At 70.0% G+C, this 22,503-nt stretch carries 18 protein-coding genes and 2 pseudogenes; 11 read left to right on the top strand and 9 right to left on the bottom strand.

Annotation, left to right across the window (positions count from 1 at the left end; translation table 11 throughout):
- Positions 1-91: 91 nt before the first annotated feature.
- A complete protein-coding gene (locus ACFYXA_RS27365) occupies positions 92-382 on the top strand; it encodes an SCO0607 family lipoprotein (protein WP_352245615.1) in 291 nt (96 codons plus the stop codon).
- A gap of 360 nt (positions 383-742) precedes the next feature.
- On the opposite strand, the gene ACFYXA_RS27360 is transcribed toward ACFYXA_RS27365, so the two are convergent.
- Entirely contained in the window at positions 743-1,630 is an 888-nt protein-coding gene (locus tag ACFYXA_RS27360; RefSeq protein WP_389037542.1) for a neutral zinc metallopeptidase, read from the bottom strand.
- Positions 1,631-2,465: 835 nt separating this feature from the next.
- Here ACFYXA_RS27360 and ACFYXA_RS27355 point away from each other — a divergent pair.
- Complete coding sequence (locus tag ACFYXA_RS27355) at positions 2,466-3,770, top strand: DUF4241 domain-containing protein (protein ID WP_389037539.1); 1,305 nt, start codon at positions 2,466-2,468, stop codon at positions 3,768-3,770.
- A 228-nt stretch (positions 3,771-3,998) separates the two neighbouring features.
- Here the strand turns inward: ACFYXA_RS27355 and ACFYXA_RS27350 are convergent, their stop codons facing one another.
- A complete protein-coding gene (locus ACFYXA_RS27350) occupies positions 3,999-4,886 on the bottom strand; it encodes a hypothetical protein (protein ID WP_389037536.1) in 888 nt (295 codons plus the stop codon).
- Between the two features lie 295 nt (positions 4,887-5,181).
- Positions 5,182-6,492 (bottom strand): GAF domain-containing SpoIIE family protein phosphatase, encoded by a 1,311-nt coding sequence (locus ACFYXA_RS27345; protein WP_352245611.1) that lies wholly within the window; start codon positions 6,490-6,492, stop codon positions 5,182-5,184.
- A 768-nt stretch (positions 6,493-7,260) separates the two neighbouring features.
- Here ACFYXA_RS27345 and ACFYXA_RS27340 point away from each other — a divergent pair.
- The 4 genes from ACFYXA_RS27340 (at position 7,261) to ACFYXA_RS27325 (ending at position 10,809) form a co-directional block, all read left to right on the top strand.
- Complete coding sequence (locus tag ACFYXA_RS27340) at positions 7,261-8,283, top strand: alcohol dehydrogenase (protein ID WP_389037532.1); 1,023 nt, start codon at positions 7,261-7,263, stop codon at positions 8,281-8,283.
- 305 nt (positions 8,284-8,588) lie between these two features.
- Positions 8,589-9,098, top strand: a complete 510-nt coding sequence (locus tag ACFYXA_RS27335) for a hypothetical protein (protein ID WP_352245609.1) — start codon at positions 8,589-8,591, stop codon at positions 9,096-9,098.
- A 247-nt stretch (positions 9,099-9,345) separates the two neighbouring features.
- The gene (locus ACFYXA_RS27330; RefSeq protein ID WP_389037528.1) at positions 9,346-9,963 is read left to right on the top strand and encodes a VOC family protein; all 618 of its coding nucleotides are present in this window, start codon (positions 9,346-9,348) and stop codon (positions 9,961-9,963) included.
- Between the two features lie 237 nt (positions 9,964-10,200).
- On the top strand, positions 10,201-10,809 hold the full coding sequence (locus tag ACFYXA_RS27325) for a DJ-1/PfpI family protein (RefSeq protein ID WP_389037524.1): 609 nt from the start codon (positions 10,201-10,203) through the stop codon (positions 10,807-10,809).
- 144 nt (positions 10,810-10,953) lie between these two features.
- On the opposite strand, the gene ACFYXA_RS27320 is transcribed toward ACFYXA_RS27325, so the two are convergent.
- Positions 10,954-11,997: a GlxA family transcriptional regulator gene (locus tag ACFYXA_RS27320; protein ID WP_389037521.1), complete on the bottom strand. Its 1,044-nt coding sequence runs from the start codon at positions 11,995-11,997 to the stop codon at positions 10,954-10,956.
- 135 nt (positions 11,998-12,132) lie between these two features.
- Between ACFYXA_RS27320 and ACFYXA_RS27315 the strand changes: the two genes are divergently transcribed.
- From ACFYXA_RS27315 to ACFYXA_RS27305, 3 genes are all read left to right on the top strand, one after another.
- Positions 12,133-13,059 (top strand): NADP-dependent oxidoreductase, encoded by a 927-nt coding sequence (locus ACFYXA_RS27315; RefSeq protein ID WP_389037518.1) that lies wholly within the window; start codon positions 12,133-12,135, stop codon positions 13,057-13,059.
- Positions 13,060-13,785: 726 nt separating this feature from the next.
- Positions 13,786-14,187 (top strand): hypothetical protein, encoded by a 402-nt coding sequence (locus ACFYXA_RS27310; RefSeq protein ID WP_389037515.1) that lies wholly within the window; start codon positions 13,786-13,788, stop codon positions 14,185-14,187.
- 194 nt (positions 14,188-14,381) lie between these two features.
- The gene (locus ACFYXA_RS27305; RefSeq protein WP_389037512.1) at positions 14,382-14,981 is read left to right on the top strand and encodes a GPP34 family phosphoprotein; all 600 of its coding nucleotides are present in this window, start codon (positions 14,382-14,384) and stop codon (positions 14,979-14,981) included.
- Between the two features lie 151 nt (positions 14,982-15,132).
- Here ACFYXA_RS27305 and ACFYXA_RS27300 read toward each other — a convergent pair.
- The 4 genes and pseudogenes from ACFYXA_RS27300 to ACFYXA_RS27285 form a co-directional block, all read right to left on the bottom strand.
- Positions 15,133-15,426, bottom strand: a pseudogene (locus ACFYXA_RS27300) (IS5/IS1182 family transposase); the annotation flags it as partial.
- Positions 15,427-15,941: 515 nt separating this feature from the next.
- Entirely contained in the window at positions 15,942-16,547 is a 606-nt protein-coding gene (locus ACFYXA_RS27295) for a lytic polysaccharide monooxygenase (protein WP_389038267.1), read from the bottom strand.
- Positions 16,548-16,896: 349 nt separating this feature from the next.
- Positions 16,897-18,951, bottom strand: a complete 2,055-nt coding sequence (locus tag ACFYXA_RS27290; RefSeq protein WP_389037509.1) for an RICIN domain-containing protein — start codon at positions 18,949-18,951, stop codon at positions 16,897-16,899.
- A 624-nt stretch (positions 18,952-19,575) separates the two neighbouring features.
- A complete protein-coding gene (locus ACFYXA_RS27285; RefSeq protein WP_389037506.1) occupies positions 19,576-20,682 on the bottom strand; it encodes a lectin in 1,107 nt (368 codons plus the stop codon).
- A 109-nt stretch (positions 20,683-20,791) separates the two neighbouring features.
- Here ACFYXA_RS27285 and ACFYXA_RS27280 point away from each other — a divergent pair, with 109 nt between their 5' ends.
- Together ACFYXA_RS27280 and ACFYXA_RS27275 are read left to right on the top strand one after the other, a co-directional pair.
- Complete coding sequence (locus ACFYXA_RS27280) at positions 20,792-21,259, top strand: acyl-CoA dehydrogenase family protein (RefSeq protein ID WP_389037503.1); 468 nt, start codon at positions 20,792-20,794, stop codon at positions 21,257-21,259.
- Positions 21,175-21,950: pseudogene (locus ACFYXA_RS27275) on the top strand (acyl-CoA dehydrogenase family protein). Before ACFYXA_RS27280 ends, ACFYXA_RS27275 begins: the two are co-directional and overlap by 85 nt.
- Here ACFYXA_RS27275 and ACFYXA_RS27270 read toward each other — a convergent pair.
- Entirely contained in the window at positions 21,907-22,437 is a 531-nt protein-coding gene (locus ACFYXA_RS27270; RefSeq protein WP_389037500.1) for a winged helix-turn-helix transcriptional regulator, read from the bottom strand. The pseudogene ACFYXA_RS27275 and the gene ACFYXA_RS27270 overlap by 44 nt on opposite strands.
- Positions 22,438-22,503: the final 66 nt, after the last annotated feature.

Raw genomic sequence — 22,503 nt, 5'->3', positions numbered from 1 at the left:
GCGGCGAGAGTGGTGGCACACCGAACGACTGGAGAAAGTCATGAACACGTCCCGCAGAACGGGCCTCACCACCGGCGTCCGCCCTGGAAGTATGCGCCTTGCGGCCGCCGCTTTCGCGAGCGTGGCCGCGGTTGTGGCACTCACCGGTTGCTCCGGCTGGGAGTATCGGGAAGACGTGTGCGCGAGTGGCGAGTACCCCGTCCTGTCCGTGGGCGGAACCGGCAGTGCTTGCGTCCCGGACGGGAAAGAACCTCCGGCGGGATTCGCGCGATATCCGCAGGGCAAGGTGCCGCAGGAGGTGGGCGACGAGTGGGACACGTACTGGGACACCCACACCCTGGACGAGGACGGCAACGTCATCGACGTCCCGGCGGGGGGCTGACCCGGACGCTCGCATCCGGCGGGCATCCCACTACACGGCGCCGCAGGGCCCGCAGCCCGAGACGCTCCGACCTGCTGGATCTTGGTCAAGGAGCTGGCTGAGGTTAAGGCCGATCGGGACGAACTCACAGTCGCCGAGCGGGTCCTCGAGCAGGTGAGCGACCAGCTCGCCGCCCAGCGCGCGCCGGCCGCCCCGGCGCCCGGGCAATCTGGCAGGCCATCCGGCCGGGCATGGCCCGCCAGATCTGCGAGATGCTGGGAGTCGGCGCCACTGTGCGGGCCAAGCTGAAACCGCTGCGCGCCGACCCGGACCGGCGCCGCCGGCGCTACCCGGGGCCGATCGGACGCTGACCAGGCGTGGTCAGCTGAACGTGTTGCAGCTGGCGACGCGGCCGGAGCGGTAGCCGGTGGAGAACCATTGCTGGCGCTGGCTCGCGGAGCCGTGGGTCCAGGTGTCGGGTGTGACCTTGCCCTGGTAGCGCTGCTGGATACGGTCGTCTCCGACGGCGGCGGCCGCGTCCAGCCCGCGGTTGATGTCGTCCTCCGTCAACTCGGTGATCAGTGGCCTACCGCTCTTGGGGTCGGGGGTGGTGGTGGCGTGGTGGGCCCACACTCCGGCGTAGCAGTCCGCCTGCAACTCGAGTTTCACCGAGCCGCTGTTCTGGCCCTCTCCGCTGCCGCGGGAGATCGTTCCGCTGAGGTCCTGGAAGTGGTGGCCGTATTCGTGCGCGATGACGTAGGCCTCGGCGAACGGGCCGCCCTTGGCGCCGAACTTGCTGCTCAGGTCGTTGAAGAAGTCGAGGTCGAGATAGACCTTGTCGTCGGCTGAGCAGTAGAAGGGGCCGACGTCGGAAGTCGCGCTCCCGCAGCCGGTGTTCACACTGCCGGTGAACAGGTACGTGGGGGCCTGCTGGTAGGGCTCGCCGGCGGCTGTCTCCGTCTGCTTCCAGAATGCCTGCACGCTGTCGACCACGGCGACGATCCGGCACTCCTCCTTGCGGTTGGCGTCGGCCCCGGTCCGGCAGTCCGCCGCGAGGTCCGCGGCGGCCGTGCCGGACGAGGACGTGTCGCTCCCGCCCGAGCCGAACATGCCGGGGTCGACACCCAAGAGCACGGACGCGACCAGCACCACGAGCCCGACCAGTCCTCCGCCGATGGTCTTCCCGCCGCCCGGGATCCCGCCCAGCGCCCCTCCCCGCCCGTCCGTGACCTCGGACGTGTCCAGAGCAGCATCGTCGTCGAATTGCATACGTTGACCCTCCCTCGAGCAGCGCGCCGAGCCGCCCCGCGTCGTCCCGCTCGCCTACCCCGTATGAGGACATCCCCATCCCGTCTTCTTCCTGCTCCGCCTCTTGGAGGAGCCGGCGGGCGACGCAGCTCTGCGGGTGAACGGAGACCGCCGTGCGCGGTAACGGCCCCTCCATGCCGTCGACCGAGCAGCGGGCCCCGCCTGTCGCCGGTGCCGGGACCGTGCCCGCGAGGTCCGGGCGACGGACGGCCGCCGCAGGTCGATCGGGACGATCGCGTACTCGTCGAAGAGCCGTTCAAGGGCTTCATGACCGTGCTTCCCCTGTCCCGCCCCCGACCCCGAATACGACGCCGACATCCGTCGGCACGCCCGAACCGTGCTCGAGGCCGCCGTATCCCTCCCCGCGGCCGAACCGCCCGGCCGAGACGGAGCGGCTGCGCCTGGCGCTGATCGACGCCGGCGAGATCCAGGCCGCCCGCACCTGACGGCCCCGGACCACGACCCGGCCCTCCGTCGAGACGACGGCGAACGCCTCAGCCGCCCGGCGCTCCCGGTTTGCTGTGGTCAGGAAGTGCGGGCGGGCCGGAGCAAGTCACGACGGTGGCGTGGGGACTGGGGCGCCTGGCAGCGCCGGGAGCGGCCCGGGCCGCTCCTGGTGGCTCAACGGATCACGCCGGCAAGCCACTCGTCGAGCGGGCCCTGGACCGGATCACCGGCACGACCGTCTCGGCGCCGGAGCCGGCCTGACGCCCGCACAGTAGGGCCGTTGTCACAGGCAGCGGTTACCTTGCAGCTCAGCACAGAACCACGGCAGGTTGCAGGAAGAGGAGCGGCAATGGTCGTCGAAGTGGGGTACGCGCAGGCGTGGGACCTGGAGGCGTGTGCGCCCTGGCGGCCGATGTCCGCCGAGGAGGCCCGGGAGCGGGATGCCGCCGGGCTTCCGTACGTGGTGGTGTACCGGGAGTCGGGTCGGAAGGCCCCGCTGGAAGTCCGGCTGGTGTCCTGGCGGGACCACTACGTCGGGCTGTGGGTCTACGACGCCCAAGGTCGCCGCACCTACGATCTGGACATGCGGCTGCTGGACGACCCGTCGCGGCTGCTGCGCCGATACTCCGTCGGCTGGTACTACACAGGTCCGGAGATGGCGGAGTTCGACAAGGCGTGCCCACGCGTCACCGTGGACCTCTTCCCGGACGGGAGGGGCCGACGGACGGAGGAGCGGCAGGGGCAGCGCGGAGGCTCCTACGCCACCTCGCCCAGGCTCCGGGACGACGAGCGCTGGATGGACCGCCCCGCCTTCGGGGAGTGGCCGCTGCTCTCGGCCCAGGTACACGGGCTCACTGAGCCGCCGGCCTTCGAGACGGCCGAGGTGGCGGAGGCAGCCGAGCCAGGTGACGGAGAGGCCCCCGCCACCTGCTGGCGCCCGCCGCGTCTCGCGCAGCCCGGGCCGATCAACGAGTTGTTCCGGCCCGGGGTGCGCGTGACCGACGGGTACCACCCCGAGATGACCGTCGTCGAGCCGCGCCGGGTCGGCACCCTGCACGTACCCAGCGGGCTGCTGGCCGTCTCCGGCCCGGACATCGACCGCGGCGACGGGCCGCGCATCACGGTCCCTGTCCCGCCCGGGGAGTACGTACTCGACGAGGCGCGGGTCCGCTTCAGCTACCACTCCGAGTGGCGGGACGCCGAGGTCACGACCACGGAACCCACGGCCGTCCGCCTGCTCGTCAGCGAGACCCCCGCAGCGACCTGGGAGATGGCCCTCGGTCCGGACGACGATCCCCGGCTGTTCATCGAGCAGCAGATAGCCGGCTTCGACACCGACGGTGCCACCGGCTGCTTCGCCGACGCCGGGTCCTGGGAGCCGCTCATCGCGCTCTTCGAGCGGGGGCTGATCCGGGGGGAGTCGGACCTGGACGGGTACGAGGACATCGACGACGGTTCCATGTTCATGCAGCGCACCCGGGACGAGGCCTCCGGCGGCGAGCTCGTGTCCTTCGCGACGACCGGGGACGGCACCTACCCGGTGTGGGTCGGCCGTTCCGAGGCGGGTGAGGTAATCGGCGTCGTGGTGCTGGTGGAGGGGATGCCCGAGCTGCTCCCGGAGCGGGACGGAACCACCACCGGTGCGGCTGTGTAGGCAGGGTCCTGTCTGCGGGCGCAGTCGCCGGCCTGGTTGCAGCTGGTGACGATCTCGGCATCACGGTTCACAACGCGCGGGGCCTGGAGTCCCGGGGCACATGCACCCATCAGGTCACCGGCGGGTGGCTCCCGAACTCGTGCCACGTTCTTCGTCCGTGCCGATGGGCCGAGGGGGTGCCGCGGGTGTGCGGACCCGGCGTCGAGAATTCCGGGCCTCGCCCTTCTCTCAGGTGCTCTCTTCGCTGAGGCGGTCGACTGCCCACGGCATGAGATCCTTGGCCAGCGCAAGGCTGAACGGCCGCACCAGGGAACGGAGTTCGGCGCAGGCGGCAGGACCGATCGTGAGGTAGGGGAGGGCGGCCAGCCTGTCGGTGGTGTGCTCGATCTCCGCCCTGCGCCGCATACCGTCCTCGGTCAAGGCCAGGTGGGGGCCGTCGTCGAGCCATCCGCGCTCACGCAGGTCCCGCACCGCCTGTTCCCACTGCTCCGGCGTCCATGCCCGCGAGTCGCGCAGCACCCTTGCGTCGACGTCGCCTGCGGCGGCGTGCGTGACGAGAGCCTCGAGCCCACTCAGTCCGGCAGTCAGCAGTGCCGCCACATGACCGTCGCCACGGAACTCCCGCAGCAGAGTCTGCGCGTGCCAGAGCACGAGGTGGGGTGCGCTCGGCCACGGCAGTGCGGCGTGCGCGGCGAAGAGGGGGCGGCCTTGTGGATGACGCATGGTCACTTCAGCCGCGTTACGGGCCAATTCCGCCGCGCGGGCCATGGCCGGTGAGAGGACGTCCGTGCCGAGGACGCGGCGGAGCGTGGTGTCGATCCCGGTGAGCCGGGCGGCTGCGAACCGCTGCGGCGTGGCGGCTTCCCACGCCGCGGGTATGGCTCGGCGTACCAGTTGGGGATCGAAGTTGTAGAACGTTGCGATGACCAGATCCGCAGGAGCGGCGCCGAGCGCGGCGGAGCGGGACGCGAAGTACCCCGTCCTGGCGTCCACGCCCAACTCGGCATACTGGCCTGCGGCTTCGGGCGAGAAGTAGACAGCCCCGTGGTAAGGCTCGAGAGTTCTCCAGGTCTGGCGTGTGAAAGCCAGGCTGTCGCGGTCCGTGTTCTGCGTCATGAGGGACTCTCTGTCCTGTGGCGGATGAAACGTTGCGGTTCATCGAGCACACGAGGGTACGTGGGAAACACTCAGTCGTACCATCTGGTCGGTATGCTATCGGAGGGCGACTCCGTCGACTACTGCCCTGCAACCCGCTCTCTCCCGACCAAGGTGTGCATGCGTCCGCGGTGCGTGTGAGGCCCATTTCGGGCCGCTGAGGCAGTTCCCCGGTTCAACAGCCCTGGTGCGATGAGCCGTTGGGGTACTCGCGCAGCTCATCACAGTCATGGGCTTCGGCACCTGCCTGTCGGGGTCAGGTGAGGCGCTGAGGTTTGGTGGGGGTTCTTGTGACGAGGAGTGCGATGTCGTCGGCGTGGTCGGTGGCCATGCCTGCGAGGAGTTCGTCGCAGAAGGTGTCGAGATCTTCGCGGGCTAGGGCGGCGGCGTGTTGTCGTAGGCGGGTCATGCCGTGGGTGAGGTCTTCGCCACGGCGTTCGATGAGGCCGTCCGTGTACATGAGCAGGGTGGAACGGGCGGGCAGCGTTTCGGTGGCGTGGTGGCGCGGGAGGCTGGGGTCGACCCCGAGCAGGAGACCGCGGCCGCCGTGGAGGTAGTGGGTGTCGCCTTCGTGGGTGACCAGCAGGGGCGGTGGGTGGCCGGCGCTGGAGTAGGTGAGCGTCCAGCCTCCGTCGTCGTCCTGGTCCAGGAGGCCGTACAGGCATGTGGCTGTGGCCTGCGGATAGAGGATGCCGTGTGCCAGGTCGAGGCGGCGCAGGATGTGACCGGGGGGTTCTTGGCGGTCGCAGCCGATGCCGCGCAGCATGTTGCGCAGCTGGCTCATGGTGATGGCGGCGCGTAGGTCGTGGCCGGTGACATCGCCCATGATCATGGTGGTGCTTCCGTTGGGCAGGGGAAAGCTGTCGTACCAGTCGCCGCCGACCTCGGCGGTGGCGGCGGCCGGTGCGTAGCGGGCGGCCATCTGCAATGGGCCGGTTTTGGGAAGGGTGGGCAGAAGGGAGCGCTGGAGGCGTTCGGCGATGTGCTGGGTCTCGCGGTGCAGCCGGGCGTTGTCCACACCCAGAGCAATGCGGTGGGTCAGATCCTCCACCATGGCGAGGTCGTCGTCTGTGAGGGGGGCGCGGTCGGCGGAGCGGGCGATGGTCAAGGCCCCGAGGACTTGCCGGCGGGCGCGTACGGGGGCGACCACAGCGGTGTGGGTGCCGAGCTGGTCGAACAGCTCGAGCTGGCGGGCGTGCAGCGGGTCGGCGGCCTTGTCGGGGCCGGGGATGTCGCTTGGGGTCAGCAGCAGGGGTCCGGCACCGATGAGTGCGCGTGAGAGCGGCCCGACGGGATCTTCCGGGATGTCGGGCAGCAGCCCTGTCAGGCCGCCGACCGGCAGTACGTCGGGATTGCGGTGCACGACGCTGACCCTGCGGGGTCGGCCCTCGTCATCGAGTAGGTCGACCGCGCACCAGTCGGCCAGCTGTGGCACCAGGATCCGGCACACCCGTTGCACCGCGGCATGGGAATCGAGCGTGCTGGTCATGGCCGTGGTGGTCTCCGCCAAAAGGGTCAACCGGTCCAGCGCCCGCTGGACCACCTGGTCCACCTCGAAATCGTCCATACCCCCTCCTTCCCGCCAAGCCCACGAACGAGCCCGCCCAGCCCACGAACGAGCACCGGATAGGGCACGCCTGCCCCTCAAAGCGCCTAACAGCTCACACGCGGAACCGTTCCCCACTCCGAGGCAGAAGAATTCCAGCGTGGCCAGTTCACGTGGCCAGTTCAGTCGGTGGCCCGGGGCAGACGGCTGCTGGGGGTGTGGTCCGGGATCCGCAGTAGGGGAGGAGCGGACCTGCCGAGTGCAGCAATGCTTCGGCGCACAGCCGCTCGTGTCGTCTGCTTTGTCCGGCACGATACGACGGTCAGTCTCCTCAGCAGGAGACCAGGGACACCGGGCACGCCATTCCTTCCCTCATGCGGGGCACAGCCCGCGGCCGGCACTCAGCGCTCGGCACGTGTTCCCGTCCCCTCGTCGATCATGCCGTGCTGTCGTCGGGTGGGGCAGGCGCGGGGCGAGGATGGCTTCGTTTGGCGATGCGGGCGATACGGCGATGCGGACGTCGGTGAGCGTCATGGTGCGGTCGGCGGTGCGCGCGTGCCGCTCCGGGACCCCCGCGCACGCTGGAGAGCTGGGCGAGCCATGTGGTCCAGGCGCTCGCAAGTTTCGACGCCCTTGGGTGGGAAGCCTGCGACGCGTTCGGCCAGGCGTTCGACGAAGCCGGCCAGTTCGTACGAATGCTCACCTGCAGTGGTCCAGCGTGCATGACGGGCTCAGGGCTGGTCTGCTGGACGTAGGGGTGTCATACACGCCTACCACGGAGAGATCCAGATGAGTGCCCAACGAGTGGCGCAGGCCGCAGCGGCCGGCGGTCCCTTGGAGATCGTCGAGCGTGAGGTCCCGCAGCCCGGCCCCGGACACGTGAGGATCGCTGTGGAGGCGTGCGGTATCTGCCACAGCGACGCCGCATTCGTGAATGCCCTCCTGCCTGGCGTCCGGTTCCCCCTGGTCCCCGGGCACGAGATTGCCGGGCGTATTGAAGAAGTCGGCGAGGGAACACACAGCGGCTGGCGGGTGGGCGACCGTGTGGCGGTGGGCTGGTTCGGCGGCAGCTGCCGGCATTGCACACCGTGCAGACAAGGCGACTTCATTGTGTGCGAGAACCTGAAAGTACCCGGATGGGCATACGACGGGGGGTTCGCCGACGCGATGATCGCACCGGCCGACGCCCTGGCGCGGATCCCCGACGCCCTGGCGGCGACCGACGCGGCGCCCCTGGCCTGTGCTGGGGTGACCGTGTACAACGGACTGCGCCGCAGCTCCGCACGGCCTGGCGATCTGGTCGCCGTACTCGGCATCGGCGGTCTTGGCCACCTGGGAACGAAGTATGCGGCCGCGATGGGGTTCGAGACCGTCGCCATCGCCCGCGGGCCGGACAAGGCCGACTTCGCCAAGCAGCTCGGCGCCCACCATTTCGTCGACAGCACGGCGGACACCACGGTCGCGGACGCGCTGCAGTCACTCGGCGGCGCGAGAGTAGTTCTAGCCACTGCAGCCAACTCCTCGGCTATCACGGCGACTGTGGAAGGGCTCCGCCCCCGCGGCGAGCTCGTCGTCATCGGTGCCGACGCCGAGCCCCTGGGAATCGGCCCGAACCAGCTCATACTGAGCGGCAAAGTCATCCGCGGCCACCCGTCCGGCACTGCCCAGGACGTAGAGGACACCATGGCGTTCAGCGCCCTGCACGGGATCCGCCCGATGACCGAGACCATGCCGCTGGACCAAGCGGATGAGGCGTACAAGAGAATGCTGTCCGGCGCCGCCCGCTTCCGGATGGTGCTCACCACCGGCTGAAGCCGCGAGCGGCGAGGTAGACCACCAGCAATCGGCAGACCCGCTCAGGGGGCCGCGGTGGGTGTGCGGTTTCGGTAGAGGGGCAACCCGCTGCCGTGAGGGCTGCCGCAGTAGCGCTCAGCACACCCGCGGCAGGGTCTTCGCCCCCTGCGCTCGCGGACGTTCGCCGGCCGCCGGATACTCGATGCGGGCCGCATCCCCCCGCGCCGCGGCCCTGGTGCGGAAGGGCTTCATCCCTTCGCCCTGACCGATATGGAGATTGCGTCATGCGCTCCCGAAGGAACCCGCTGACTCCACTCGAGGCGATGACGGCCGGCCTGCTGGCCGGGGTAGTGGGAACGGTGTGTCTGGATGCCGTCCACTACCTGAAGTACCGTCGCGCAGGCGGAACGGACAGCCCGCTCGCCTGGGAATTCGCGCCGGTCGAAGGCTGGGAGAAGGCCCCCGATCCGGGGCAGGTGGCGAAGCGGGTGATCGAGGGTTTCACCCAGCGCCGGCTTCCTGACGGTTCCGCCTGGCTCACGAGCACCATCGCTCACTGGGCCTATGGTTCTGCGGCGGGTGCCGCCTATGGCATCGTGGCCGGATCACTGCCCAGACCCTCCCCTGTCCTTGGCGTGCCATTCGGTGCCGCAGTGTTCGCCGGTGACTACGTCACCTTGCCGATCGCAGGGCTCTACAAGCCGATCTGGCAGTACGACACAAAGGTTCTGGCCCTGGATTTCGGCGCACACATCGCCTACGGCACCGGCACCGCAATCACCTTCTGGCTCCTCACCCGACTCGGCCCCGGCACGGTCAGGCAGAGCCTGTAAGCCGCCCGCCAGCCACGGCCATGCCCGCCACGGACCCACGATCACGTCTGGTGGCGCTGAGACAGGCGTCAAAGGCTGGATGGCCGAGCGCGTGGCACAAATCGTCGCCCCTCTGTCCCGGCCGCCACCCTACTCCGACGCCGACCCTGCCTGGTCCTTGCCGCCGCCCGGACCCCCGGCGTCGCGCGCGTCCGGCCGCAACAGTCTGTCGTCGCGGCATCTTGCACGAACCCAGGAGGTATCAGCCATGGACATGAAACTTGAAGTTGTGGTCGTGCCGGTATCCGACGTCGACCGGGCCAAGAGCTTCTACACGGGATTGGGCTGGAGACTGGACGCGGACGTCGCCCCGGACGAGACCTTCCGGGTAGTACAGGTGACGCCGCCGGGCTCGCCGGCATCGGTCATCTTCGGCACCTCCGTCACGTCCCAGACGCCGGGCTCGGCTCAGGGCCTGCACCTGATCGTGGACGACATCGATGCTGCCCACCATGAGCTGAAGCGGCTCGGCGCCGCGCCGAGCGCCGTATTCCACGACGCCGGCGGCGTCTTCCACCACGCCGGGACGGAGGCCCGAGTGCCAGGGCCGGATCCACAGCGCACGAGCTACAGCTCGTTCCTGTCCTTCAGCGACCCGGACGGCAATGGATGGCTCCTGCAGGAGGTCACCACCCGGCTCCCGGGACGCCTCGACCCCGCGAACACGACGTATGCCTCCGCGGAGGACCTCGCGAGCGCGCTGCGCCGTGCCGCGGCCGCGCACGGGGAGCACGAGACACGCATCGGTGCGCCGGACGAGAACTGGCCGGACTGGTACGCCCAGTACATGGTGCGTGAGCAGACAGGGACCGGACTGCCGTCCTGAGCAACGACGGCCGAGTCGCCCAGCGCAGCGGCTCCCCGAGGCCCCCCGGCCCGGGGTGGTCCGGCTGAATGCATGCATGCATGCGATCGGTCCGGTACTCACCTGCACCGGGAACTGATTCGGGTAGGCGCTCGAGCGATGGTCGACAGGCCACCGGCAGCAGATTGGCCCTCGTCCGGTACGGGTGGCCGGGGGGAGACTGCAGAGGGCGCGGGTGCCGTACGTGAGGGAGTTGCGATGCAGGTAGCGGTGGTCACGTTCGACGGGTTCAACGAACTCGACAGCTTCATTGCTTCTGCGCTGATCAACCGGTGTCGCGGGGCCGGCTTGGAGGCTTTCATCACTACGCCGACGCCGGTGGTCACGTCGATGAACGGTGTCGAGGTGACAGGGCAGCGCCCGATGGGGTTCGTCGCCGAGGCCGACGTCGTCCTGATCGGCAGTGGCGTGAAGGCGCGAGAAGTGGTCGCCGACGACCAGCTGATCTCCGAGCTGCAGCTCGATCCTTCGCGCCAGCTCATCGGTGCTCAGTGCTCCGGCGCGCTGGTGCTCGCCCGCCTGGGGCTGCTGGACGGCATGTCGGCTTGCACGGACATGAAGACCCGGCCGTTCGTCGAAGCTCGCGGCATCCCTGTGCTCGACGAGCCGTTCCACGCCAAGGGGAACATCGCTACGGCCGGCGGTTGCCTGGCGTCCCAGTACCTTGCCACTTGGGTGATCACTCGCGTGCTCGGGGAGGGCGCTGCGCGCAACGTCCTCGACTACGTGTCCCCGGTCGGCGAGAACCAGGAGACGATCGAGCGCGCCCTGCGCGCTGTCCACTCCGCCGAGGGCGCCCTCGCCTGACGCCCACGCGATCGCGCATGGCGGTCGCGGGGGCGCCACCGGGGCTGCGATTGGCTGAATCGGCTTGAAGCGCGCACCGGCAGCGGATGATCAGGCGGATCCCGGCCGGCCCTCGGAGCGGGTATGTGCGGCGCTGATGTGTCCTCAGACGCCCGCTTCCGCCAGGTCGTCGGTATGGAAGGTGCGGCGGTAGGAGGCGGGTGAGACACCGAAGGCGGTGCGCATGTGGGCGCGCAGGGAGTTGGCGGAGCCGAAGCCACAGCGGTGGGCGACCAGGTCGATGGACAGGTCGGTGGTCTCCAGCAACTGCTTGGCCAGTTCCAGGCGTTGCGCGGTGAGCCACTGCACGGGGGTCATGCCGACCTCGTCGCGGAAGCGGCGGGTGAAGGAGCGCAGGCTCATCCGGGCGTGTTCGGCCAGGCGGTTCAGGGAGAGGGGTTCGCCGAGGTGCTCCAGGGCCCAGGCGCGGGTGGCGGTGGTGGTGGCGACGGTGGGTTCGGGCACCGGGCGGTCGATGTACTGGGCCTGGCCGCCGTCCCGCCAGGGCGGGACGACGCACATGCGGGCGGCGCGGTTGGCGGCGGCGGCGCCGTGGTCGCGGCGGATCATGTGCAGGCACAGGTCGACGCCGGCGGCGACGCCCGCGGAGGTCAGGACGTCGCCGTCGTCGACGAAGAGGACCTCCTCGTCGACCTTGACGCGGGGGTAGGCGCGGCGGAACTCGGGGGCGAGGTTCCAGTGGGTGGTGGCGGGCCGGCCGTCGAGGAGGCCCGCGGCGGCCAGGACGTAGGAGCCGGTGCAGATGGACACCAGGCGGGTGCCGGGCCGGATGCCGGCGATGGCCGCGGTGACCTCGGGCGGCAGCGGGCCGCCGCGGCCCAGCTCTGGCATGGCGTGCGTGGGCGGGACGATCACGGTGTCCGCGGCGGCCAGGGCCTCGGGGCCGGCCGCGGGCTGCACGGTGAACCCGGCATCGCTGAGGACCGGGGCGCCGTCGGCGGTGCAGACGGTGACCTCGTACAGCGGGCGTGAGCCGGCGTCCAGGACGCTGCCGAAGACGCGGGAGGGGATGCCGAGTTCGAAGGGCGGGACGCCGGGCAGGGCGAGGACGGCGATGCGGTGCCGCCCGGCCGCGTCGGTGCTCGGGTCGGGGCGGGGGTCGGTGCACGGCCACTGCATCTCGCTCATGGCCAGATCCTGTCACATAGTGGCCGGACGGCCAACGCCATGGTGGGGGCGGGTACCGGATCGTGGACTGCGTCGCACCGGGACAGGCCCGGGGCGGCCGGCATCCGATCGAGACGAAAGAGTGAGGCGGACAGCATGCGTGCGGTGGTCGTGGAGCAGTGGGGCGGACCGGAGGTGCTCGTGGAGCGTGAGGTCGCCCGGCCCGAGCCGGGACTGAACGAGGTTTTGGTGCGGGTCCACGCGGCCGGTGTGAACCCGGTGGACTTCAAGACCCGGGCCAGCGGGGCCCTGATCGAGTGGGGCGAGGTCCCGGCGGTCGGCTGGGACGTCTCCGGCACCGTGGAGGCCGTCGGACCGGGCGTGGCGATGTTCCGCCCCGGGGACGAGGTGTACGGCATGCCGCTGTTCCCGCGGCAGGCCGGCGCCTACGCCGAGTACGTCGTCGCCCCGGCCCGCCACCTCGCGCCCAAGCCGGCGAACCTCACCCATGTGCAGGCGGCGGCGCTGCCGCTGGCTGCGCTGACCGCGTGGCAGGCCCTGGTGGACACCGCCGGGCTGCGCGCCGGTGAGCGGGTGCTGGTGCACGCGGCGGCCGGCGGGGTCGGCCACCTGGCCGTGCAGATCGCCAAGGCCCGCGGCGTGTACGTCATCGGCACGGCCAGCGCCGGCAAGCACGACCTGCTGCGGCAGCTGGGAGCGGACGAGGTGATCGACTACCGCACGGTCCGCTTCGAGGACGCCGTCGGGGACGTGGACGTGGTGCTGGACGGGCTCGGCGGCCAGAACGCCGAGCGGTCCCTGACGGTGCTGCGCCCGGGCGGCCGGCTGATCACCCTGCCCGGCCCCGACGATGTCCCCGCCGACGTCCCCGGCCACGTGCGGGCGGTGTGGATGCTGGTAGAGCCCGACCACCTGGGTTTGCGCGAGATCGCCGCCCTGGCCGAGCGGGGCGCGCTCACGCCCGTGGTCGAGACCGTCGTCCCGCTGGCTGAGGCCGCGAAGGCGCACGAGATCGGCGAGCAGGGCCGCACCACCGGGAAGATCGTCCTGAGCGTCGCCTGACGCCGGCCGCCCCGTCTGGGTCGGCTGCGGGCAGGTGGAGCGGGACTGGAGCCCCGGGACCGACCGGTCCCGGGGCTCCGGGTGCGGCAGAGCGGGACGTGACGGACCTGCGGGCACGGCCGGACAGGACGGAACTGCGGCTCGGGGCTTCGGAGGGGGGCGGGGCTGCGGCTCGCGGGTGCTTCGGTGACGGCCGGGGCGGCGGCTCGCACGGGGGCGGAGGCAGGGCTGCGGCTCGCGCCGGAGGGGTGCGCCTTCGGTGGTGGCCGGGGCCTGCTGCTGCCGGCGGGTGCTCGCGGCCGGTATGTGGCACCGGGTTGTCAGGACCTCTTTTTTAGAGGTTCTATGTGAAGGCGAGTCGCCGCTGCGGTGGGCGAGGTGTCCGCAGCAGTGCGGCTCATCTTCGATCGACGAAGAGTCGACGGGGCCGAAGTCGGGTACCGGGCTCCGTGGCCAGTCGCGGTGATCAGCCTGCCTGCGGCGATGCAAACCTTGCTCACGCCGCGAGGCCCACTCCGGTCACGGACGCGAGCACACAAGTGCGTACCGGGAACCTGCTGGTGCACTGTGCTGGGCAGGGGTGCATTCTGGAAGTCGGCAGTTCTGGTCATTGCGTACCGGCGACGGCGATGCGAGCCAGGCACACGAGAGATGAACGCCGAAGGCGCCGGCAGGCGATGGCCATCTCGATCCAGGGAGCAGATCATGCCATCCCTACACTTCCACGTGAACTCCTCGATGAGCCCGGACGAGGTGATGGGCGTGCTGACGAACTTCAGCCCATCCCGTGTCGAGGAGTGGCCGACCATCGATGCTGAGCACTTCCAGGTTCATGAGCGGGGTGACACCTGGGCGGAGGTGACCGAGGGGAACAACAAGTCGTGGGAGCGTGCGCGCTACGAATGGGACCCCTCAGCGAACAGGGTCACCGTCACGACTCGTGACTCGGTGCCTTTCGGCTCGGGGGGCTGGCGGTTCCAGATGACTCCCACGGACAACGGCACCCGCGTCGACGTCAGACTCGAAAGGCACCCCACCTCGTTCAAGTCAAAGGTGATGTCCTCGATCATTCCCTTCGCCGGGCCAGTGTTCCGCAAGTCCTTCCGGGAACCTCTGCACACCACGTAGTCGCGCCACTCCTGCACAGGGTTGCGTCGGCACTGCCCAGCATGCGGTTGACCAGCTCGGCACTGTGAGGGGCACGCACCACGGCAGCTGAGGGTGACCCGCCGAAACGGACTCCATCGGGGACAAGCTGGGTGATATAGCACTTCATTGTGCCGAGCGTCGGCACTTGTCGATGTCTCCGAGGGGAGCCGTTCATGACCACGGCGAAAGACCTGTTCCTCCTCGCCATAGACCGGAATCAACCCGTGGGTCAGGGTGACCTGTCCCTCACGCTCGCGGGAGCCGAGCTGATCGATCTCATCCATGCGGATGCGGTCGCTGTGGACGGCGACCGCATCGTGCCAGGTGGGCCGTCGGCGCTTGATGATCGGTTCATGCGCGAGGCTGCGGCAGGGCTCACCGGCCAGGCGCCCTACGAACGGATCGAGGACTGGTTGTGGCGCCGGGGCAGGGACCTCTCGGCCGCGTACCAGGCCGCCCTGGAGGAGAGCGGTGAGCTGACGCCGCAGAGAGGCCGCCGGTTGTCCTTCCTCTCGGAAAGCCTGAAAACGGTGGATACGCCCGCACGCCGCCATGCAGCCGACCGCTGGAGAGAGAGGGAACCTGTCCTGACCGCCCTCGCCGCGATCGTGGGCATTGACGACGAACGATCCGACGATGAGGCCGGCCTCGATGACGAGGCGGTGACGAGTGTGCTGGCCACCGTCCACGACGCGGTGATGGAACTGGAGGCCGTACGTCAGAGGCGGACCATTGAGAACGCCGCCTTCGCCAACATCTGGCGCGGGCCATGAGCCGAGCCTGCCGTAAGGAGCGTGTCCGACGGCGAGCGATCGCATGGCGCCGAGCGTGGCCATGCGTGCCCTTTGACTTGTTGGCGTGGCCCCGCGAGGAGGCGTGGCGGAAGGCTCGGGCAGTGGTATGCGTTCGGCACCATCCCGCACACGTGACGTCGTTGCGGTTGCCGCCGGTCAGCGACACCGCGAGAGGGATGCCCTGGCCGTCGGTGAGGATGCGGTGCTCGCTGCCCGGTCGTGCGCGGTCGACCGGGCTGGGTCCGCTTTTGGGCCCCTGCGTGCGGCCCTGACGGTGGAGGAGTCGATCAGGGCCCGGGACCAGTCCAGCTGCTTCTTCGACCGCAGCTTGTTCAGCAGCACCTGGGAGCCGCTCCCGGACACCGGCCTCGTTCCAGGCCGCCAGGCGGCGCCAGCACGTCATGCCCGACCCGAAGCCGAGCTTCTGGGCAGTGGATGCGGCACTTCAAGCGGCGGAATGTTCCCGCCACCGGGCCACCACCGCCCGCGCCAGAGCGAACACCCGCTCTGGCTCCGCAGCCCGCCGCGCCACCGAGGGCCACCGCCGCTGCGCCTCCACCACCTTCGGCAAGCCATTGCAGATCCAGGTCCAGGTGCTCCAGCGGCTGGTCGGCGTCTGCGTCCAGCACCCAGCGCCCGTGCCGGACACACACTCGCTGCCACCGGGGCGCGTAGCGCACCACCCGCACGTGCGTGTCCCCGTACAGACGCCGGGCCGCGCACAGACGGCAGCCGAACGCCACCGGCCCGGCGTCCGCACCGCCGATCCGCCACGCCGCCGCCGGCACTTGGTCCTCCGCGTCGGGCAGCTTGGCATCCTCCCAGGAAGCCCCGTCGGGGCAGGGCGGCCAAATGGGCCCCTGCCCCGACGGGGCTCGGTCGGCCGGGCGGAACTAATCGGCCCCCGGCAGGCCGGTGCCGTGTGCGGTGCTTTGCGGCTCAGCCGAAATTCACGTCGCTGCACCACATGTAGGCCTGGTCAAGGTGCGAGGCCTGCCAGATCACGAACAGGATGTGGTGTCCGGTGTAGCCGGAGGTCTGGACGGGGAACGTGATGTTCTGTGCCGGGGCGAAGCGGCCGGTCTGCGTTATGAAGTCGAGGTTGCTCCAGCCCAGGGTCTGGGTCTTGGGGTTGAAGCCCTGCTTGCTCACGTAGACCTTGAAGTAGTCGGCACCGTGGGACGCCTGGTCGTACAGGTGGACCGAGAAGTTGCTGCCGATGGTGGTGGTCTTCCACGGTCCGGGCTTGTCCAGGCTGGCGTTCCTCGAGAGGTTGTTGCTGCACAGTGTCCCGTCGGGGGTCCGTGCCTGGAACTGGCCTCCCAGGCCGTCGCGGAGCGCGCTCATCCAGTTCCACATGGTGTCGGCGTTGGCCTGGAAGGCCTGCCAACACATGGGGTCTTGGGTCTGCATGGCCGGGTTCGTGTGGTTGTTGCCCCACGTCTTCCAGCACTGGTACGCGCGGGTGGCGGGGCTGACGACGGTGCCGTGAGCCTGGGCGGGGGTCGACCAGGCGAGGGCGCCGACGGTCACGGCGAACAGCATGACGAGCGCCTGGAGAGGCCGGCGGAGGAACGCCCGCGAACGTCCGGTCAACGGACTCGTGTTGCGCATGTGGGGGGACTCCTTCCAGTTGCAAGGCTGTTATGGGAGCGCTCCCAAAGGTAGGTATTCTGAGTGAGATGTCAATGAAGCAGACGGAGTTGATCACAAGGGTGGGATGCGGGAGCCGGCCACACACGCCCTCAAGCAGTCGAGTGCGCCGGCCACATTCTGGTCTGCGCTGGGTCTGATGGAGTCGCCGTACGGGCAACGGTCGACCGTGGGAGGGCCCGACGGCCGGCGGGAGGCCGTCACCCCGGCGGCCGGGTGGGCTGCCGGGGTGGGGTGTGGCTCACGGGTAGCTGGTCAGGTTCGCCACGTTGGTCGTGGAGTTCGACGGGCCGCCCGTGTTGTTGATGACGTGGCTGATGGTGCCGGTGCCGCCGAGCGAGACCGTGACCATGCCGGTGAAACGGACCCCGGCGTTGTTCGGTGCCTCGATGGCGTGTGCGGCCGTCACGCTCGGGTTGACGTTGAAGTAGCAGTAGCTGCCGAGGCCGTAGGCCTGGTGGCCGGTGACCGAGTCGGCGACCTTGTAGGCCGCGTAGCCCTGCGTGGAGCCGTTCATCCATGCCGCCTGGTTGGGCGGGTCGTAGGGCATCTCGTTCTGGTAGAAGTACGTGCGACCGCCGTTGCCGTTCCAGACGGTCTGGTACTTCTGGAAGTGCTCGACGAACAGGCCGTACATCGTCACATTGTCGCCGTTGACGATCAGGCCGGTGTCGGAGCTGTTGCTGGTCCAGCCGACCCCGCTGCCGTGGTCGGCGCGCCAGATCCACATGTGGTCGCCGATGACGTTGTCGCTGTTGACGACCAGACCGGTGGTGGCCTTGCCGACGCCCGCGCCGCCGACGCGGACGTACACGTCGTGCAGGGAGGTCGGGTCGGCCGAGTGGGAGGCGGAGGAGCCGTTCGGACCGACCTCCAGCAGACTCGGGGAGTTGGTCGTCCCCGCGTCGAAGAGCAGGCCGGCGATCTTCACGCCGTCGACGTCGGCCACCTTCATGGCGGTGATGCCGTTGTCCGGGACGAAGGTGGCCAGGCCCAGGCCGAGGACCACCGTGTCGGGACGGGTCACGTTCAGCGTCTGGTTCAGGTGGTAGACGCCGGGGGTGACGAGGAGGTTCTTGCCCGCGGCCAGGGCGGCGTTGATCTGCGCGGCGGTCGCGCCCGCTTTCACGATGTAGAACGTGTCCAGGGACAGGGAGGTTCCCGGCGGCGTGCCGTTCGCCCAGCTGGTGGCCGTGGAGTTGGTGCGCACCGACGGCACGAACACCTGGTAGGCGCCGTTGCCGTCCACGTACAGGAACGGCTTCTCCCGCGTGACCGGGCTCTGGGCCACCGTCGTGTACGGCGGCCTCGGGAAGGTGGTGGACGGCACGCCCTGGCTGCCGACGAAGACCATGTTCCAGTTGGATCCGGTCCAGCTGCCGAGCTGGGAGTTGCGGGTCAGCCACTGCTGCTGGCTGCCCGAGTCGACCTGGCCGTCGACCTTGCTGTCGGCGAGGTAGCCGCCGCTGGACCAGCCGCCGTCGTCCAAGGCGAGGTTGCCGCGCAGATGCATCCGCCGGTATGACGCGGCCTGCGAGACAGCCCAGCGGTCCGCGCCGCCCGTCGGGTTGACGGACAGGTTCTCGGCGCCGCGCCAGAAGTTCTGGGTGGCGTTGCCCTGGAACCAGTCGGCCTCGGCGTGCACCGCCCCGTTGACGGTCACGGCGTCGGGCGACAGGCCGAGCCCCAGCACCTGCGTGTAGAAGCCGACGTTGACGTCCGCGCTGTAGGCCCCGGGCTTGAACAGCACGGCATGGCGCTGCGAGCCGAACTGGTTGGTCTCCTGCTGCCGGAAGATCGAATTCAGCTTGCCCTGGATCGCCGAGGACGACATCGACGGGTCGAAGACGACGACGTTCGGGCCGAGGTCGGGATCGCCCGACGACGGGGCCACCGGGACGACCTGGAAGCGCTGGGCCGCGCTGCCGTTGCAGGTGTACTGCTGCAGCTGCACGCTGTCCGCGGTCGACGCGGCGGGCACGTCAAGGCACTTGCCGCTGTTGCGGTTGACGAAGTGGTAAGCGCCGCCGCCGTCGTCGACGGGCAGCCACTGCTGGTTGGCGCCGCCGCCGTATGCCCACAGGTGGACGGGTGCGCTGTCAGCCGTGGAGAAGTCAGCCACGTCGACGACCTGACTCACGTCGTTGCGGCTGTTGATACGGACGTAACCGTCGCTCGTGGCGGTGAAGCTCCACTGCTGGGCGGTGGTGTCGTTGCAGCCGTACTGCTGGACGACGGTGCCGTTGGCGGTGTCGGCCGCCTTGGCGTCCAGGCATCTGCCGCTCGCGGCGCTCATGACGGTGGCCCAGACGCTGGGCAGGGCTGCCGCTGCCCGCGCGGACGCGGCGGCGGGTGAGGCGGCATGCGAGGGAACGGCCGTCAGGCACGACGCCCCGGCCGCGGTGACCAGGGCAACCGCGGCGAGTCTGCGGCGGCCGGGCGGGGCTGTGGCGGCACGCGAAGAAGAAGACAGGGGTCTCACAGTGGCGCGCGCAGGAGTGGAGGCAGGAAAAAGTCTGGCCATGTGCAGGCGGCCTTTCGCATGGGGGGTGACAGCAACGAATGCCCAACACCGCCGACGACACGGGAAGTTGAGCAGATTCGTAAGGCTTCGATCAAGGCGTGAAGCTAAAGGTTCGGACCATTGCCGTCAAGAGGTGAAGCGTCGACCGTCGTGAAATCGCCCATCCGCAGGAGAAGTCGAATGAGGAAGCGACTGCAGGACGGCGGCATCGGCTCGGGCCGGGAGCGTCAGCACGATGGCCAACGCGGTGAGGGCGGCGGCCGGGGTGGACCGGCGCAGGCGCCGCGGACGCCTTCCGGCAGGCGCCGTGACGCTGGGACTTCTTGTCCGGGACGGGGGCTGCGCACGTCAACTCCTTGTGCGTGAGCGCAGGAGAAAGGATCTGTAGGGGTGTGCTCAGCAGTACAGGTTGTTGCCCGGGGGGACACCGAGGATCTGCGTGAACTTCTGGTAGGCGTTGACGCGGCTCTGCACCTGGGCGGGGTTGCGGCCGTCGCATTCGAGGGAGCCGTTGATGCTGCGGATGGTCTGGCCGAATCCGGCGCCGTTCACCATGGCGTTGTGGCCGGTCATGGAGCCGGGGCCGGACTGGGTGTTCCAGTACCACAGGCCGGTCTTCCAGGCGACGGAGGCGTTGTTCTCCACCTGCCAGGGGTTGCCCAGCAGGTCGATGCCGAGCGCGTCGCCCGCGGCCTTGTAGTTGAAGTTCCAGCTGAGCTGGATCGGACCGCGCCCGTAGTACGCCGCCTGGCCGGCCGGGCAGCCGTACCACTGGCTCCAGTCACAGTAGTGCGGGTAGTTGGCGGTGTTCTGCTCGACCACGTGCACCAGCCCGCCGGTCTCGTGGCTGACGTTGGCGAGGAACGCCGCGGCCTCCTGCTTCTTCACCGTGTCGCTGCCGGTGGTGGCGAAGCCGGGGTACGCGCCGAGGGCGGCGGTGAGTCCGCTGTAGGTGTAGAACGGGCTCCGGCTCGGGAACATCTGGTTGAACTGCGCCTCGCTCACCACGAATCCGGACGAGGTTCCGTCGCCACCGCTCGCGGGTGCGGTCCACTTCTGGTTGGCGCCGCCGCCGCAGCTCCAGATCTGTGTCCGGGTGCCGTTGGCGGAGTTGTTGTCGGTGACGTCCAGGCACTTGTCCGCCTGCGGGTTGACGATGTCGCGGGCGGCGGTGACGGTCCACTTCTGGTTCGGGCCGCCGGTACAGGTCCACAGCTGTCCCTTGGCGCCGTCGGCGGTCGAATTGCCCGCCACGTCCAGGCACTTGCCGAGGGCGCGGACGGTGCCGTCGCTGCCGACGGTCCACTGCTGGGCGTTCGTGCCGTTGCAGTCGTAGAGCTGGACGGGTGTGCCGTCGGCGGAGTCGGCGCCGGCGACGTCGAGGCACTTTCCGGCCAGGCCGGTGATGGCGCCGGTGGCGGCCTCGGCCGGGGAGGCGGTGAGCAGGCACGCGGAGAGGCCCAGCACAGCTGTGAAGACGGCTGCGGAGAGGGGTCTGGCCATGAAGGGGGTGGCCTTTCACATGGGGGGTGGCACCCGGCGCGTTCACCTCATGAGCGGTGAGTGCGTCGGACGGTGCATGGCTGACCCGTGAACCTAAAGGTATGGACCAATGGCGTCAAGGGGTGAAGTAAGAGCCGAGGCAAGGGAATTGGGGTTTCCGTCGCGGGGAGGGGCGGGAAACGGGGCCCGACTGGCCAGCGCCGCGGCGCGCCTTCCCGCCCGCATTCGGTACGAGGCCGGGCCGGGCCGGGGCCTGTGGCGGGAGCTGGCCGGTCTCGGCCCGCTGGGCATGACGATCCCCGAGCGGCTGGGCGGGACGGGGTTCGGTCTGCTGGAGGCCGCGCTCGTCACCGAGCAGGCCGGGGCCACGCTGCCGCCCGTGCCCTACCTTCCGGCCGCCGTCGCGGCCGCAGTGTGGGCCGAGGTGAACGGCGGCGAGGGGAGCGGTCCCGGCGCCGACGTCCTGAGGGGATCACCGACGGCTCACTGCTGGTGGTGCCGGCCTGGGAGACCTTCCCCCGCACGCTCGTCGACCGGCACCGGACCGACGCGCTGCGCCTGGAGAACGGCCAGGTGAGCGGTGCGCTGACGGCCGTACCGTACGGCCGGGACGCCGACGTGCTCCTCGCCGTCGCGGGCGGGTCACCGGTGACGCTACGGCTGAACGGGCCCGGCGTTCGGCGGGCGGCGCGTGCCGGACTGGACGTCGTCGAGCAGGTCGCCGCGATCGAGCTGAGCGCCGTCGACGCGCAGGTGCTGGGGCCGGGGGAGTTCGACGACCGGACCCTCGCGGCGGTCCGGACGCTGTTCGCGGCCGAACTGGTGGGCCTGGCACAGGAATCGGTGGACGCGGCGGTCACCTACGCCAAGGAGCGGCACCAGTTCGGGCGTCCGATCGGCTCGTTCAGGCCGTCAAGCACACCCTGGCCGACCGGCACGCCCAGACCGACGCCGCGCGGCTGCCGGCGCACTGGGCGGTGACAACCGGCGATCCCGACGCCGCGCGCCTCGCCGTGCAGGCGGCGGGAGACGCCGCCGACGCGGCGAGCGCCGACAACCTGCGGACGCACGGCGGTATGGGCTTCACCTGGGAGGCGAGCGCGCATGTCCTGCTCAAGCGGGCACGGACCAGGCGCGCGCTGCTCGGCAGCCCCGCCCGGCAGTTGGACGCCATCGCCGGCCGGCTCCTGGACGACCGCGCCCCGCCTGTCGGCCGGGTCGGGGTCAGTCCGCTGCCGAGGTCGGCTGCTCCGGCTCGTCCAGCTTGAACCGTCGCCGGATGTCCGGACGCCCGAGCAGCTTGGGCGGGTAGCCGGGGCCGGGGCGCGGGGTGACGTCCTCCCAGGCCAGCGGCTCCTTGCAGTGCGAGCAGACCACCTCGCCGTGGGCGTCGTGGCCGCAGGTCTCGTGGCGGGTGACCACCGGTGGGCCGGCCTCGTCCGCCAGCCACCGGTCGCCCCAGCTCGTCATGGCGACGATGACGCCGTAGAAGTCGCGGCCGGACTCGGTCAGCAGGTACTCGTGGCGGACGGGCTGCGTCTCGTAGACGCGCTTCTCGAGCAGGCCCGCCTCCACCAGCCTGCGCAGCCGTTCGGACAGCGTGTTGCGGGCGATCCCCAGCTCCTGCTGGAACTCGTCGAACCGGCGGATCCCGTAGAACGCCTCCCGCAGCACCAGGGGGGTCCACCGGTCGCCGAGCAGATCCATGGTCTGGGCCACCGAGCAGGGCCAGTTCGCGAACGACGTACGCCTCATGCACCGATGATACGAGTCTTTCAACGAAACTCAGCAGACAGCTGAGTCGTTCGCCTCTTGCGCGAG

Origin of the sequence: Streptomyces sp. NPDC002566 (assembly GCF_042889585.1) — a bacterium.
Lineage (GTDB): Bacteria > Actinomycetota > Actinomycetes > Streptomycetales > Streptomycetaceae > Streptomyces.
Note: the sequence above shows the minus strand (reverse complement) of the source record. Positions and strands in the feature narration are given on the sequence as shown.

Bases quoted from the DNA above. Each gene is read 5' to 3' on its own strand.
- ACFYXA_RS27295 (WP_389038267.1), bottom strand. From the start codon at position 16,547: ATGCTGTTCGCCGTGACCGTCGGCGCCCTCGCCTGGTCGACCCCCGCC.
- ACFYXA_RS27320 (WP_389037521.1), bottom strand. From the start codon at position 11,997: ATGAGCGAGATGCAGTGGCCGTGCACCGACCCCCGCCCCGACCCGAGC.
- ACFYXA_RS27340 (WP_389037532.1), top strand. From the start codon at position 7,261: ATGAGTGCCCAACGAGTGGCGCAGGCCGCAGCGGCCGGCGGTCCCTTG.
- ACFYXA_RS27360 (WP_389037542.1), bottom strand. From the start codon at position 1,630: ATGCAATTCGACGACGATGCTGCTCTGGACACGTCCGAGGTCACGGAC.
- ACFYXA_RS27330 (WP_389037528.1), top strand. From the start codon at position 9,346: ATGGACATGAAACTTGAAGTTGTGGTCGTGCCGGTATCCGACGTCGAC.
- ACFYXA_RS27335 (WP_352245609.1), top strand. From the start codon at position 8,589: ATGACGGCCGGCCTGCTGGCCGGGGTAGTGGGAACGGTGTGTCTGGAT.
- ACFYXA_RS27325 (WP_389037524.1), top strand. From the start codon at position 10,201: ATGCAGGTAGCGGTGGTCACGTTCGACGGGTTCAACGAACTCGACAGC.
- ACFYXA_RS27315 (WP_389037518.1), top strand. From the start codon at position 12,133: ATGCGTGCGGTGGTCGTGGAGCAGTGGGGCGGACCGGAGGTGCTCGTG.
- ACFYXA_RS27285 (WP_389037506.1), bottom strand. From the start codon at position 20,682: ATGGCCAGACCCCTCTCCGCAGCCGTCTTCACAGCTGTGCTGGGCCTC.
- ACFYXA_RS27355 (WP_389037539.1), top strand. From the start codon at position 2,466: ATGGTCGTCGAAGTGGGGTACGCGCAGGCGTGGGACCTGGAGGCGTGT.
- ACFYXA_RS27365 (WP_352245615.1), top strand. From the start codon at position 92: ATGCGCCTTGCGGCCGCCGCTTTCGCGAGCGTGGCCGCGGTTGTGGCA.
- ACFYXA_RS27305 (WP_389037512.1), top strand. From the start codon at position 14,382: ATGACCACGGCGAAAGACCTGTTCCTCCTCGCCATAGACCGGAATCAA.
- ACFYXA_RS27280 (WP_389037503.1), top strand. From the start codon at position 20,792: ATGGCGTCAAGGGGTGAAGTAAGAGCCGAGGCAAGGGAATTGGGGTTT.
- ACFYXA_RS27270 (WP_389037500.1), bottom strand. From the start codon at position 22,437: ATGAGGCGTACGTCGTTCGCGAACTGGCCCTGCTCGGTGGCCCAGACC.
- ACFYXA_RS27290 (WP_389037509.1), bottom strand. From the start codon at position 18,951: ATGAGCGCCGCGAGCGGCAGATGCCTGGACGCCAAGGCGGCCGACACC.
- ACFYXA_RS27345 (WP_352245611.1), bottom strand. From the start codon at position 6,492: ATGGACGATTTCGAGGTGGACCAGGTGGTCCAGCGGGCGCTGGACCGG.
- ACFYXA_RS27350 (WP_389037536.1), bottom strand. From the start codon at position 4,886: ATGACGCAGAACACGGACCGCGACAGCCTGGCTTTCACACGCCAGACC.